Annotated in this window: 12 protein-coding genes and 1 tRNA gene; 7 read left to right on the forward strand and 6 right to left on the reverse strand. The window is 62.8% G+C overall.

Annotated features, from left to right (window positions below):
* Window positions 1-79: 79 nt before the first annotated feature.
* Window positions 80-1,789, forward strand: coding sequence for a glutamine--tRNA ligase/YqeY domain fusion protein (locus B0G73_RS23665; RefSeq protein WP_106283683.1), 1,710 nt, complete (start codon window positions 80-82; stop codon window positions 1,787-1,789).
* A 139-nt stretch (window positions 1,790-1,928) separates the two neighbouring features.
* Window positions 1,929-2,903, forward strand: a complete 975-nt coding sequence (locus tag B0G73_RS23670) for a transporter substrate-binding domain-containing protein (RefSeq protein WP_106283824.1) — start codon at window positions 1,929-1,931, stop codon at window positions 2,901-2,903.
* Between the two features lie 26 nt (window positions 2,904-2,929).
* On the opposite strand, the gene B0G73_RS23675 is transcribed toward B0G73_RS23670, so the two are convergent.
* Together B0G73_RS23675 and B0G73_RS23680 are read right to left on the reverse strand one after the other, a co-directional pair.
* Window positions 2,930-3,379, reverse strand: coding sequence for an NUDIX hydrolase (locus tag B0G73_RS23675; RefSeq protein WP_106283684.1), 450 nt, complete (start codon window positions 3,377-3,379; stop codon window positions 2,930-2,932).
* Between the two features lie 106 nt (window positions 3,380-3,485).
* Window positions 3,486-3,875 (reverse strand): RT0821/Lpp0805 family surface protein, encoded by a 390-nt coding sequence (locus tag B0G73_RS23680; RefSeq protein ID WP_106283685.1) that lies wholly within the window; start codon window positions 3,873-3,875, stop codon window positions 3,486-3,488.
* 295 nt (window positions 3,876-4,170) lie between these two features.
* On the opposite strand from B0G73_RS23680, the gene B0G73_RS23685 reads away from it, so the two are divergent.
* The gene (locus B0G73_RS23685) at window positions 4,171-4,410 is read left to right on the forward strand and encodes a hypothetical protein (RefSeq protein WP_106283686.1); all 240 of its coding nucleotides are present in this window, start codon (window positions 4,171-4,173) and stop codon (window positions 4,408-4,410) included.
* 48 nt (window positions 4,411-4,458) lie between these two features.
* Here B0G73_RS23685 and B0G73_RS23690 read toward each other — a convergent pair whose 3' ends face one another.
* Window positions 4,459-5,841: a cytochrome-c peroxidase gene (locus B0G73_RS23690; protein ID WP_181196631.1), complete on the reverse strand. Its 1,383-nt coding sequence runs from the start codon at window positions 5,839-5,841 to the stop codon at window positions 4,459-4,461.
* 248 nt (window positions 5,842-6,089) lie between these two features.
* Here B0G73_RS23690 and B0G73_RS23695 point away from each other — a divergent pair, with 248 nt between their 5' ends.
* Window positions 6,090-7,667: an acid phosphatase gene (locus tag B0G73_RS23695; RefSeq protein WP_106283687.1), complete on the forward strand. Its 1,578-nt coding sequence runs from the start codon at window positions 6,090-6,092 to the stop codon at window positions 7,665-7,667.
* Between the two features lie 247 nt (window positions 7,668-7,914).
* Window positions 7,915-8,298 carry a DUF427 domain-containing protein gene (locus tag B0G73_RS23700; RefSeq protein ID WP_106283688.1) on the forward strand — a complete coding sequence of 128 codons (384 nt, stop codon included), beginning with the start codon at window positions 7,915-7,917 and terminating at the stop codon, window positions 8,296-8,298.
* Between the two features lie 79 nt (window positions 8,299-8,377).
* Here B0G73_RS23700 and B0G73_RS23705 read toward each other — a convergent pair whose 3' ends face one another.
* The 3 genes from B0G73_RS23705 to B0G73_RS23715 all read right to left on the reverse strand — a co-directional run bounded on the left by B0G73_RS23705 (window position 8,378) and on the right by B0G73_RS23715 (window position 10,236).
* Window positions 8,378-8,836: a universal stress protein gene (locus B0G73_RS23705; RefSeq protein WP_106283689.1), complete on the reverse strand. Its 459-nt coding sequence runs from the start codon at window positions 8,834-8,836 to the stop codon at window positions 8,378-8,380.
* A 186-nt stretch (window positions 8,837-9,022) separates the two neighbouring features.
* Window positions 9,023-9,099: transfer RNA gene (locus tag B0G73_RS23710), tRNA-Arg, on the reverse strand.
* 306 nt (window positions 9,100-9,405) lie between these two features.
* The gene (locus tag B0G73_RS23715; protein ID WP_106283690.1) at window positions 9,406-10,236 is read right to left on the reverse strand and encodes an undecaprenyl-diphosphate phosphatase; all 831 of its coding nucleotides are present in this window, start codon (window positions 10,234-10,236) and stop codon (window positions 9,406-9,408) included.
* Window positions 10,237-10,887: 651 nt separating this feature from the next.
* On the opposite strand from B0G73_RS23715, the gene B0G73_RS23720 reads away from it, so the two are divergent.
* Both B0G73_RS23720 and B0G73_RS23725 read left to right on the forward strand, forming a co-directional pair.
* Window positions 10,888-11,796, forward strand: a complete 909-nt coding sequence (locus B0G73_RS23720; protein ID WP_106283691.1) for an aldose epimerase — start codon at window positions 10,888-10,890, stop codon at window positions 11,794-11,796.
* 196 nt (window positions 11,797-11,992) lie between these two features.
* Entirely contained in the window at window positions 11,993-12,703 is a 711-nt protein-coding gene (locus tag B0G73_RS23725; protein WP_106283692.1) for a peptidoglycan DD-metalloendopeptidase family protein, read from the forward strand.
* Window positions 12,704-12,897: the final 194 nt, after the last annotated feature.

Raw genomic sequence — 12,897 nt, forward strand, 5'->3', positions numbered from 1 at the left:
GCCGCAACGGGGCTCGTCAGGTAGAATTGTCGGATAAGAGGACGCATTGCGCGCCCCCGACAGACTCTCACCTTCTCGCATGAATACCGAACGCAACGACGCGCCAGCGGCATCCAATTTCATCCGCAATATCATTGACGACGACAACCGCACCGGCAAGTGGGGCCAGCGCGTCGAAACGCGCTTCCCGCCCGAGCCGAACGGCTATCTGCATATCGGTCACGCCAAGAGCATCTGCCTGAATTTCGGCGTGGCGCGCAGCTACGGCGGCGTGTGCCATCTGCGCTTCGACGACACCAATCCGGAAAAGGAAAGCGTCGAATATGTCGACTCGATCATCGACGCCGTGCGCTGGCTCGGCTTCGAGTGGGAGAAAGACGGCAAGTCCGAGCTCTACTACGCGAGCGACTACTACGACAAGCTGTACGAATTCGCCGAACTGCTGATCGAGCGCGGCAAGGCGTACGTGGACAGCCAGTCGGCCGAAGAAATGCGCGCGAACCGCGGCTCGGCTACCGAAGTCGGCACGCCGTCGCGCTTCCGCGAGCGTTCGGTGGAGGAGAATCTCGACCTGTTCCGTCGCATGAAGGCCGGCGAGTTCCAGGAAGGCGAGCACGTGCTGCGCGCGAAAATCGACATGGCGTCGCCGAACTTCAACATGCGCGATCCGGTGATCTACCGGATTCGTTTCGCTCATCACTACCGTACCGGCGACAAGTGGTGCGTGTACCCGATGTACGACTACACGCACTGCATCTCGGACGCGCTGGAAAACATCACGCATTCGCTGTGCACGCTGGAGTTCGAGGACCATCGTCCGCTGTACGACTGGATTCTGAACGAGCTCGCCGAAGCCGGCATTTTCACGCGCCCGCTGCCGCAACAAATCGAGTTCTCGCGACTCAATCTGACCTACGCGATCACCAGCAAGCGCAAGCTGCTGCAACTCGTGACCGAGGGCCATGTGGACGGCTGGGACGATCCGCGTATGCCGACCATCGTCGGCGTGCGCCGGCGCGGCTTCACACCGGAAGCGATCCAGTTGTTCTGCGAGCGCATCGGCGTGACCAAGGTCGATTCGTGGATCGACATGAGCGTGTTCGAAGGCGCGCTGCGCGACGATCTGGATGAGAAGGCGCCGCGTACCGCCGCCGTGCTCGATCCGGTCAAGCTGATCATCGACAACTTCCCCGAAGGCGTGAGCGAGCCGTGCAATGCGCCGGTTCATCCGCATCATCCGGAAATGGGCGTGCGCGAGTTTCCGATTTCGCGCGAACTGTGGATCGAACGCGACGACTACAACGAAACGCCGCCGAAGGGCTACTTCCGCCTGTTCCCGGGCAACAAGGTGCGTCTGCGTTACGGCTACGTGATCGAATGCGTCGGTGCGGATAAAGACGAGAACGGCAACATCGTCGCGGTCCATTGCAACTACTTCCCGGACAGCAAGTCGGGCACCGAAGGCGCGAACAACTACAAGGTCAAGGGCAACATCCACTGGGTCAGCGCGGCAGCCGCGTGCCCGGCCGAAGTGCGCATCTACGACCGCCTCTTCAAGGAACCGCAACCGGACGCCGGCGGCCGCGATTTCCTCGAAGCGCTGAATCCGGATTCGAAGCGCGTGGTCAACGCCTACCTTGAGCCGGGCGCGCGCGAAGCGCTGCCGGAACAACGCTATCAATTCGAGCGTCACGGCTATTTCGTCGCCGACCGCGTCGATTCGAAGCCGGGTAAGCCCGTATTCAATCGCATCGTCAGTCTGCGCGACAGTTGGGGCAAGCCGGCGTAAGCTGGAACGCACCCTTTACCGCGCATCTGAGGTTGGTTACGGCGTGCGTCTTGATCGAAAGATGCACGCCGTTTTGTTGCACCATGTTTCCATCGACGGCGACGGCGCGGCATCCGCACACGCCAGTCCGGGAGGTCCGATGAAAGTTGCAGGCCGTCGCGGGGCCCGTACCCGGCACACGACGGGGCACACGGCATACGCCGCGCGTTTCGCCCATGGCGCGGGTTGCGCGCTCTTGGCGCTGATCACCTTCGGCGCGGCGTCGCTCAGTTGCGCTGCTGAGGCGGATGAACTCACCGGCACGCTGAGAAAAATCCACGACGACGGCGTGGTCGTGCTCGGCGTGCGTGAAGCTTCGATTCCTTTCTCTTACTTCGACGGCAAGGGCACGGTCGGCTACTCGCAGACCATCGCGCTGCAGATCGTCGAGGAGATCAAGAAGACACTTGGCATGCCGCAGCTGAAGGTGCACGAGATCACGGTGACCTCGTCGAACCGCACGCCGATGTTGCTGAACAACCAGATCGATCTGGAATGCGGCTCGACCACCCACACGGTGGAACGCGAAAACGTGGCCGCGTTCTCGAACAGTTTTTTCCAGTACGCGGTGCGCATGATCGCGCGCAAGAACGCCGGCATCACGGATTTTCAGGATCTGGCCGGCAAAGCGGTCGTGACAACCGCGGGCACCTCGGATGAACGCCTGCTACGCCGCCTGAACACCGACAAGCTCCTGAACATGCGCATCACCAGCGCGCGCGACCATTCCGAGGCCTTCAACGCGCTCAAGGACGGCCGCGCCGTGGCCTTCGTGATGGACGAGCCGATCGTGTACGGATTCAAATCGACCGATCCGCGTCCCGACGACTTCGTGGTGACCGGCACGCCGCTGGGCTACGAAGTCTACGCGTGCATGTTCCGCAAGGGCGACGAGCCGTTCCGCGCTCTCATCAACGGCGTGATCGCTCGCGGCCAGACATCCGGCGAAGCGGAGCGTCTGTACAAACAGTGGTTCACGCAACCCATTCCGCCGCGCGGCATCAATCTGAATTTTCCGCTGTCGGAGCAGAATCGCGCGCTGTTCGCGCATCCAAACGACCGCGCGCTCGACTGAAGCGTCACGCGGCCACGGCCTCGCCGCTATAGCGACCGATGCAGTTCCGCGAGCGACAGCGTGGTCTGAAAGAGCCGCGCGAGACTGCGGCTCGCGTACTTGTCCACTTCGTCGGGCGCGGCCCAGCGGTAGGCATCCATTTCGGGAATCAGCGTGCCGTCCGAGCGGCGCGGAAAGAGCGAGGTGCAGGTGCACACGCTCAGATCGAGTTCGTCGACGGTGGCACGCGCGCCGAACAGATGCAGATCCTTGTCGCGCCGATAAACGAACAGGCCGAGATCTTTCAGACGTTCGGGCACTATGGCGATACCGGTCTCCTCGACCATCTCGCGCAGCGCCGTGACATGCGGCGCCTCGCCTTCTTCGCCGTGTCCTTTCGGAATGTCCCAGTGCGACGTTTCGGTGGCGTGCGCAAGCAGCACGCGGCCGTCCGGGTCGAGCAAAACGATGCCGCACGAAATAATCCGTGTGCTCATCGCCGCACCATCTCAGACAAACGCGCGGATTCATCGACACGCACGCGCGTGGCCTCGGGCCGCGTCGGCTGCCAGGCGGCGCGCGCCGCCATCAAGGCCTGCACGCTCAGTGCTTTTTCTGCAATTGCCAGGTGCCGCTGCCCTGCTTGCAGAACTGCGGGCGCAGGTTCATGGATTGTCCCTTGGCGCTCAGCACGACGCCGAGGTCGCGGCAGGTGCGATCGCCCTCTTTGGCCGTGCTGGCCATCGTGATCGCGGCGTCGATCTTCACGCTATTGCCCGTGCCTTCGTTGACCCAGTTCGCGGTTTCGCCGTCCTGCTTGTCGTTCAATGCGGCGAACACCGCCTTTTTGACGGAGTCGATGTCGCGTTGCTTCATGTAGCTGATCGGCGTGTCGTTCAGAAAGCCAAGATTTGCCGCTTGCGCGCCGATCGCAGCACCCAGCAACAGGCTGCTGGCGGTCAGTTGAGACAGGACGCGGGTTCGCATCGACATGAAGGGTTCTCCTCGGAAGTGTTCGGCGGTCTCGAGCGCGCATGGCGTCTCGTGATCTGGACCCCAAAAGCATAGCATGTCCCCCTCGAACGGACCGCGAGAAACGACCGCCTGCCGAAGCGGATAAAACGAGCGCCAGCCTCGCACAGGACGTGCCTCATTTCCGGGGAGCGCGCGCCGCCGGCCCAGTGAGCGCCCCTAATTTTAGGACAGCTCCCATTCCTGCCACCAGGACGCTTTCTTAAGATTGATCGGTTGCGCCTCCGCGCCAATCCGAATCTGAAGAGGCCTCACCATGCACACCCTCTCCGTCCTCAAAACCATCGCTATCGCGCTTGCGCTGCTGTGCGCCGCGCTCGCGCCGGTTGCGATTGGCCACGATCCCGGACTTGCGCGGCGCGCCGTGCGGATGGACGCGCTGCCTCGCGCCCGCTGGCCCAATCTGCTGACGCGCGTCGGCATCGCCTGCCTGTTGCTGTCCTTCGCGTTGCTGCTCGCCGGTTGCTATTACATGCTGGCGAGCGCCGGCAATTAATCTCGACCCTCGCGACCGGCTAAGCCAGCCGTCATCGTGTCACCCGCCTCACTTCGCGGCCACTGAATCGGCCGCCCCGCTTCCCGCCTTATATCCGTCTGTCAGCGTATTCAGGAACGCGACCACGTCCTTGATTTCAGCCTCGTCGAGCGCCGGCTTGTCACCCGGCTTGCGGTCGAACGGTGGATCGGTATTCAGATTGGCCCAGTACTGCTGAGGCAGATCGTCGAATTTCCGCACTTTGCCTTTCGTCACCGGATAGAACTTCTCCGGGTTCGTGTCGCGCTCGGCATAGAAACGCACCACCTGATCAAGCGAATGGTAGATGCCGTTGTGGAAAAAGCTCTTCTTCAACGCCACATTGCGCAGCGTCGGCGTGCGGAAGATGCCGCAAAACTCGGCACGCCCCTTCAGATCGGTGCGCTCCGGGCCGCAAGCGCCGAGGTCGTAGAAACGCGGATCGCGATTCACGGACAGCGCGCGATTGCGCGGCACGCCGATCGCGATCAGACCAAAGTCGCTGAACTGCGGCGGCGCGCCGTCCAGGGTGCGCTGGCTGATGTGGCAGCTCGCGCAATTGCCTTTTTTCTCGTCGTTGAAGAGTTGCAGGCCACGCAGTTCGGCTTGCGTCAACTGCGCTTTGCCCGCCAGATACGCGTCGTACTTGCTGGTGTACGGATAGAAGGTTTCCGGCGTCTGCTCGAAGGTTTCGAGCGCTTGCAGCACCGCTTTGAAGGTGGCGTCGTCGCTATCGAAAATGTGTGCGCCGAATGCCGCGCGGAACGCGTCCGCGTATGGCGCGGCCTTGACGGCCGCGGTGACCTTGGCCGGCGTGCTGCCCATTTCGAACGACGACAGCAGCGGAATGCGCGCCTGGTCGCCGCCCCGGTCGACGCGGCCATCCCAGGTCAGGCCGCCGGTGGGTCCGGCATCCACGCTTTCGTCGCCTTCGTCATCCGACTCGTGATAGTGCTCGGCGAACGCCGGCACCGACTGCAGATACTTCAGCGTCGGCGCGGCGCGCATGCCGGTGCGGTGCATGTCGCTGCCGCCCAGTTGCACCGACAACGCATTGGCCGGCGAGAACCCATGGTCCGGACTGTGACACGACGCGCAAGCGAGCTTGCCCGAACCGGAGAGTGACGCGTCGAAGAATAGTTGCTTGCCGAGCGCCGTCATCTGCCGCACGGATTCGTAGACCTGGGCGCGGGACTGGCCCGCTTCATGGGCCGCCACCTGCACCGCCGACGCCGCCACCGGCGTGGCCGAAGCCGCTACGCCTGCACCGGTGCCCGCCGCGGCTGCCGTGCCTGGCGCACCCGCATCGCAGGCGGCAAGCGTCAAGGTCATGGCCGCCAGGGCGAACGCCGTCGCTTGCCGCACGCGCGTCGTTGCGAGCCCGGCGTCACGCCGTGCGTCGACCCGAGCCATTATTTTCCGAATCCCCGTCAGACCTGGCCGCATATGAAAGATGTGAGTTTGCGATGGTGAAGTCCGCGAGCGTATTTCATCTGCATGTCGTTTAAATGACATACAGCCGACGTTATTTTGCAATCAGAAGCAATTCGTAAATAGTTACATCTTTCTGTCAAATTGCCTTGCCAAACTTTCGCCCACGGTCATCCGTGCAAGGAGTTCAGATGGCCCGTCCCCAACGCGAGAGAGAGAAACCACATCAAATGAACAAGAAACTGATCTGCGCGACGCCTATCGCGATCGCAGCAGCGCTAAGCCTGTATGCGTGCGGCGGTGACAAAGTCAACGAACCGGACATCACGTCGATCAAGAATGTTGTGGTGATCTACGCGGAAAACCGCAGCTTCGACAACCTGTACGGCAACTTCCCGGGCGCCAACGGTCTGCAGAACGTGACGGCGGCGAGCGCCACGCAGGTGGATCGCAACGGCACCGTGCTCGCGACGCTGCCGCAGGTGTGGAACGGCTTGACGCAAACCGGCGTGACGCCGGTGGTCACGCAGGCCATGACGGCGAATCTGCCGAACAGCCCGTTCGCCATCGACGACCCGAAGGGTTTCAACACGCCGATCACGGCGACGACCCGCGACCTGTACCACCGCTTCTACGAGAACCAGATGCAGATCAACGGCGGCAAGAACGACAAGTTCGCCGCGTGGGCGGATTCGGGCGGCCTCGTGATGGGCCACTACACGCTCAACGCCGACAAGCTGCCGTTGTGGAAGATCGCCCAGCAGTACACGCTCGCCGACAACTTCTTCATGGGCGCGTTCGGCGGCTCGTTCCTGAACCACCAGTGGCTGATCTGCGCGTGCACGCCGACTTACCCGAACGCGGACAAGAGCGTGGCGGCCGGCTCGATCTCGTCGGTGGAGAGCGACGGTGTCACGCTGAAGCTCGCGTCCAACTCGCCGGCTTCGGCGCTGAGCGGTCCGCCCAAATACGTGAATTCGGGCAACCTCACGCCTGACTTCTACGCGATCAACACGATGCAGCCGCCGTATCAGCCGAGCGGCAACAAGCCGGCGAGCGGCGGCGACACGAATTTCGCCGATCCGACCCAGGCCACCACCCTGCCGGCGCAGTCGCAGCAGCACATCGGCGATCTGCTGAACAACGCGAAGGTGTCGTGGGCATGGTACGGCGGCGCGTGGGGCGCTGCGGTGTCGGCGGTGCAAAACGGCACGTCGAACGTGATTTACGGCGCGAATCTGACGGCGCCGAATTTCCAGCCGCATCACCAGCCGTTCAACTACTTCGCCGACCTGGCGCCGGGCACCGCAAACCGTTCGCAGCATTTGCTCGACGGCGGCCTGGCCGGCTCCGAGTTCATCAAGGCGATCGACAGCGGCACGCTGCCGCAAGTGTCGTTCTACAAGCCGCAGGGCAACCTGAACGAACATCCGGGCTACACGGACGTGGCGTCGGGCGACCAGCACATCGCGGACGTGATCTCGCATCTGCAGAAGAGCCCGCAGTGGAACAACATGGTGGTAGTCGTGACGTACGACGAGAACGGCGGCTTCTGGGATCACGTGTCGCCGCCGAAGGCCGACCGCTGGGGTCCGGGCACGCGTATTCCGGCGCTGATCATCTCGCCGTACGCGAAGAAGGGTTACGTCGATCACACGCAGTACGACACCACCTCGATCCTGCGCTTCATCACGCACCGCTTCTCGCTGCCGACGCTGCCGGGTATCGCGGCGCGCGACGCGGCGCTGGTCAGCAACGGTGGCAAGCCGATGGGCGACCTCACGGCTGCATTGAACATCAAGCAGTGAGCGAGAGGCGCAACTTGTCCGAGATTGGACGGAAAAGGTTAAGCGTTAAGCAACAGTCCGCCCGAGGGTGAGACTTTGACGGGGCAGCTTCGGCTGCCCTTTTTTATGGCCGTGCCGTGAACGCCGGGTCCGACGCGTTTTCATGAGCGGCGTATGCTTCGAACCAGGTTGCGATTGCCTCGTCGATCGCGGCTCGATACCTTCCGCAACACGTTGCAGGCTTGCCCACATTCAGGAGTTCAACAGCATGACTGAAAGAACCATCAAGGTGCCCGGTCCCGATCATCCGATCACGGTCGAGCCGTCCAACGCGCGCGTGGTCGTGACCGTCGCCGGCAAGGTGATCGCGGATACCCTCAAGGCGCTCGTGCTGCGCGAAGCGTCGTATCCGCCGGTGTATTACATTCCGCGCAACGACGTCGAGATGACGCTGCTGGAGCGCACCGATCACGCGACCTACTGTCCGTACAAGGGCGATTGCGCGTACTACAGCATTCCGTCGGGCGGTGAAAAGACAGTCAATGCGGTGTGGACTTATGAGTCGCCGTATGCGGCCGTGAAGGAGATCGCGCAACATCTGGCCTTCTATCCGAACCGCGTCGACTCGATCGATGTGAAACCGGCGCAGTAACAGTCGCGCGTGGCGCAGCCGGGCGAATGGGCTAGCGCCTGTCGCGCGTCATGAGTTAGCCCGAGTGTTAGCCCTTGTGTTAGCCCTTGTCCCGGGTTTCGATCAGTACCGCACAGGGCGACCGTTCGATGACTTCTCCGCTGGTCGAAGGGTTCGCCCAGCGGCGCAGCCGTGACAAATGGTGATGCCCCATCACAATGACCTCCGCGTTCAGCAGTCGGGCTTGTTCGACGACGACGTCGGCCGGACGATTTCCCGCGCACAGGTGCTGTTTCACCGTGAGATTCCGGTCGGCAAGCTGTGCGCCTGCGGCAGTCAGCACGGATTGTGCAAAAGATGTCTGCGCGTATGCGGACGGGTAGGTCTGGCCGTCGGGCGCGACATCGCTTTGGCTACCGGGCGGCAACAGATAGGAAGGGTCGACAACGCACAGAAGGTGTACGGTAGCCGTCCCTGGCGCCGCGACGCGACTGACCAGGTCGATGACGTGGACACTCTGGGGCGAGCCGTCCAGCGGAACGAGGAGGATATTGAACATGGCTGGAGATAAGGTCAGAAATGGTGATGCGACGCGTGTCACCTTCAGCCGCTCGCATGGCCTATCTAACAGTAGCCGAAAAGCCTCGAACTTTGACTTGATAAGTGACGGCTGAGCGAGACAGAACTCGAAGAAATCTGGCAGCTAGCCAAGTCGCGAATTACCTTGGTAACAGCTTGTGTTTGTTGGTACGGCAGGAGGGACTCGAACCCCCCACCCTCGGCTTAGAAGGCCGATGCTCTATCCAGCTGAGCTACTGCCGTATTGAACTGAGGCGATGCAGCCGCGTACAACGTGCATCGCCCGCAATGAGATCCTGCTCTCGGGTATTGGAACCTGTGGCTCTGCAAGCAACAGGGTTCGTGGGATACCGAAATTCTAACTGACCGTGCCGTAGACAGGAAATCCACTCCGGCGCGTGCGTGGCAGACAATCTGCGCGTCACACCGGCCGCCGCACGTCAGGAAACGGGCCACCAAACAAACAGGCCCGGCAAGCTGAGCCGGGCCCGGATTATAACCGATCGTCCCCTGCCCGCCAGCGCACGCTAGCGGACATGGTGAACGCCATCAGACCGTCTGCGGATGGAGCATGAACCAGCCGAGGAACACGATACCGGCGATCACGCAATATACGCCGAACGACGCCAGACGTCCGCGGCCTTCGAAATAGCGCATCAGGAACCGCACGCTGAGATAGGCCGCGATCGCCGTCAATACACCACCGAGCAACGCATCGGCGAGTTGGCCCGGCGCATGGAACAGCTTCGGCAACTCGAGCACGCCCGCCGCGAAAATAATCGGCGTGCCGAGAAGGAACGAGAATTCCGCCGATTTTTCCGCCGTGAGGCCAGCAGCGTTGCCGGCAATCATCGTCAGGCCGCTGCGGGAGAAACCTGGAATCAACGCGCCGATCTGCGCAAGACCGACGAAAAACGCCTGACCGAAACTCAGCTTCTCCGGCGCCTGATGCGCGCGCGAACGCTGCAGGCGATCGCCGAACCACAACAGCACGCCGTTGACGATCAGCGCGATTGCGACGATCCGCAAATCGTGAAAAAGCCGTTCGAGCCGCTTTTCCAGAATCAGTCCGACCAGACCCGCCGGAATGGTGCCGATGATGAGCGCCCACATCATGTGCGCGTCGTCGTTGCGACGGCCGCCGAACGACGCGAAGAAACCGCGCACCAGCGCGCACCAGCGTTTGCGGAAGTACCAAAGCAGCGCGAGCGCCGTGCCGAGATGCAACGCGACGAGGAACGGCAGCAATTGCGGCGCGTGTTTGTCGATATGCATGCCGAACAGGGCGGGCACGAGCAGCGTATGGCCGAGGCTGCTCACCGGAAACAGTTCGGTGACGCCTTGCAGCACGCTCAGGAAAATGAGAAACGACAGGTTCACGCGGGGCGTCCTTGTAAGGAAAATGTCGGGGACAAGCGCGCCGGATAAGGAATCCACGTGCGCCTCAAAGCGCACCGATTATGCCTGGCTGCAATGTCAGCGCCAAGCGTTTGAACCGCATTCGGGGAAATATTGTGCGTTGCGTCACAACTCGAAACCGTTGTTACGCCGCGGAAAAAGGAGGGGCGCCGCGAATGGCCGCCCTATGGGATCAGCGAAATGACGTGAAACGACCCGCGTGGTACACGGTAGAAGAAGCGTTGTCTAATAGCCCGACGCGTCTGACGAGCAAAGCCAGTAGGCGTGGACTGCCCGGATCAGCGTTCGAGCTTGTAAAAGAAGTAGACCGTGCTTGCCGCGAACATGCCGAACAACGTAACAGCCATTGCCATTGCGAGATCCATACAGCCTCCTGAGGCAGTCTCGCCCGGTCGTCGAAGTTACCGGGCAGTCAGACGAATTATCGGCAAGGATAGCCTTGCGGCGACACCCGCAATTTCCCCAGAAGGGTTTCCCCGTAGCGGAAAGCAGCGCAAAATCATTCTCTCGCGTGGCGCCGCGCGGCAAATTCCGACGCGCGTACGCCAGGATGGCGCCTCCTCCGGCCATCCTGGATCTGCCTTCAACCTCTTACTCATCAATCCATCGACCATGCCCCTCTCCCCGCAACAGGACATTCTCGAGATCGCCCAGGACGCCTCCGTGCTTCGTTTCGCGCCGCAAGCCGGCGGCAGACTGATGTCGTGGACGATCGGCGGCGAAGAAGTCATCCATTGGCCGGAGCACGCCGACTGGAGCCAGCCGGCGCGGATTCGCGGCGGCAATCCGCTGCTGTTTCCATTTCTCGGCCGGCATCGTGTCGACGGCAAGATCGGTTTCTGGCGTGACGCTCCGGGCACGGTGCGCGAACTGCCGATGCACGGCTTCGCCCGCGACTTGCCGTTCGAAGCCCACGCCGACGTGCACGGCGCCGGTCTGCGCATGATCCTCACCGACAGCGAGGCGACCCGCGGCGGCTATCCATTCGGCTTCCGTTTCGAGGCCGCCTACGACCTCGTGGATGCGCATACGCTCGACGTCACGTTCACCACCACCAATACCGGCGATACGCGCCTGCCCTACTACGCCGGCCATCACTTCTACTTCACGCTGCCGCACACGCAGCGTGGCGAGACCTCGCTCGAGCTGCCGCGCACGCAACGGTGCTTTCAGCAGGAAGACGGCTCGATCAGCGCCGCCGAGCCGGGCGACGCGCGCTATACGCTCGACGAGGCGCGCATCCATGACCGCTTCCATTGCCTCGTCGGCACACCGGACCAGCCGGTGCGGCTCGTCGCGCCAGGTCTCGACCGGCTCATCACCATCGACCTGCAACGGCCGGGCTCGGTGCCCTGGTACGCCGTGACCACGTGGACCGAAGCGCCGGAGTCGGACTTCTACTGTGTCGAACCGTGGCTCGGACTGCCGGACGCGATTCACAACGGCATGGGTCTGCGCTGGCTCGAAGCGGGGCAGACAGAGGTCGCCGCGCTGCGCATCAGCGTGGCCAGGCTGGGTTGATTGCGGGGATTCCAGACAGCGCGGCGTAGTCGGCTTTGAGGCAAATTTCGCTGCATTTCGCCGCAGCCTACGCCGCGCGCTCCTGCCTCGCAGCCCGCTTTTCGCGTGCTGCAGCGCAAAACCGTTAGAATCGAGCGCTTTGTATCTACCTGCCGCGTGATCGGGATCGGCGCGCGGCAGCGCTTTGCGAGGTCCAATGCTTAGCACAACAAGAATGATGAAACGGCTCGCCTGCGCGTCGTTGGTGGCACTGCTCGCCGCGTGCGGGTCGGCGCCGGTGGGGCCGGGCTTTTATCGGGTGGAACGGGGCGATACGCTGTCGAAGATCGCGCGCAGTAGTCGGCAATCGGTGCAAAGCATCGTGCGCTGGAACAATCTGACCAATCCGGACAGCATCGAGGTCGGCCAGGTGCTGCGCGTCGCGCCGCCGGGCGGCGCGGCATCGACCAGTGGCGCGGTGCGCAGCAGCGGAAGCGGCAGCGCTCCGGCCACGCCACGTCCGGCGCCCGTCGATAGCGCACCGTCCGCGCCGCCGGCTTCGACGATCTCGCTGGTATGGCCGGCCGACGGCACAGTCATCCGGCGTTTCGACGGCGGCAGTTCGAAGGGCATCGATATCTCGTCGGCAGCGGGCACGCCCGTCGTCGCTGCGGCGCCCGGCACGGTGGTGTACGCCGGCAACGGCTTGCGCGGCTATGGCAATCTGCTGATTCTCAAACACAACGCCGAGTATCTGACCGCCTATGCCCACAACCGCGTGCTGCTGGTGAAGGAAGGCGAGTCGGTCACGCGCGGCGAGAAAATTGCCGAGATGGGCGACACCGATACAGACCGCGTGATGCTGCACTTCGAACTGCGCTATCAGGGCCGCTCAATCGATCCGTCGCGGGCTCTGCCGCCACGCTAGAAGCTGGCTGGGGGTTGGCATGGGCTTCCCCGCCAGCGGGCGCTCCCAACCCGGCTGTGCCACCCGCGAGCTGTCGCGCCGCCTGCGCCGCCTATTGCCGGGCATGCGTTCTGCAACGGCGGCCGAGGGAACCCGGCGTGTTATAAAACGCTCAATCAGGACACGACGTGGCTTCGCGTCACGTCTTTCTCCGT

The organism is Paraburkholderia sp. BL25I1N1 (assembly GCF_003002025.1).
Taxonomy (GTDB): domain Bacteria; phylum Pseudomonadota; class Gammaproteobacteria; order Burkholderiales; family Burkholderiaceae; genus Paraburkholderia.

Bases quoted from the DNA above. Each gene is read 5' to 3' on its own strand.
- B0G73_RS23665 (WP_106283683.1), top strand. From the start codon at position 80: ATGAATACCGAACGCAACGACGCGCCAGCGGCATCCAATTTCATCCGC.
- B0G73_RS23670 (WP_106283824.1), top strand. From the start codon at position 1,929: ATGAAAGTTGCAGGCCGTCGCGGGGCCCGTACCCGGCACACGACGGGG.
- B0G73_RS23675 (WP_106283684.1), bottom strand. From the start codon at position 3,379: ATGAGCACACGGATTATTTCGTGCGGCATCGTTTTGCTCGACCCGGAC.
- B0G73_RS23680 (WP_106283685.1), bottom strand. From the start codon at position 3,875: ATGTCGATGCGAACCCGCGTCCTGTCTCAACTGACCGCCAGCAGCCTG.
- B0G73_RS23685 (WP_106283686.1), top strand. From the start codon at position 4,171: ATGCACACCCTCTCCGTCCTCAAAACCATCGCTATCGCGCTTGCGCTG.
- B0G73_RS23690 (WP_181196631.1), bottom strand. From the start codon at position 5,841: ATGGCTCGGGTCGACGCACGGCGTGACGCCGGGCTCGCAACGACGCGC.
- B0G73_RS23695 (WP_106283687.1), top strand. From the start codon at position 6,090: ATGAACAAGAAACTGATCTGCGCGACGCCTATCGCGATCGCAGCAGCG.
- B0G73_RS23700 (WP_106283688.1), top strand. From the start codon at position 7,915: ATGACTGAAAGAACCATCAAGGTGCCCGGTCCCGATCATCCGATCACG.
- B0G73_RS23705 (WP_106283689.1), bottom strand. From the start codon at position 8,836: ATGTTCAATATCCTCCTCGTTCCGCTGGACGGCTCGCCCCAGAGTGTC.
- B0G73_RS23720 (WP_106283691.1), top strand. From the start codon at position 10,888: ATGCCCCTCTCCCCGCAACAGGACATTCTCGAGATCGCCCAGGACGCC.
- B0G73_RS23725 (WP_106283692.1), top strand. From the start codon at position 11,993: ATGCTTAGCACAACAAGAATGATGAAACGGCTCGCCTGCGCGTCGTTG.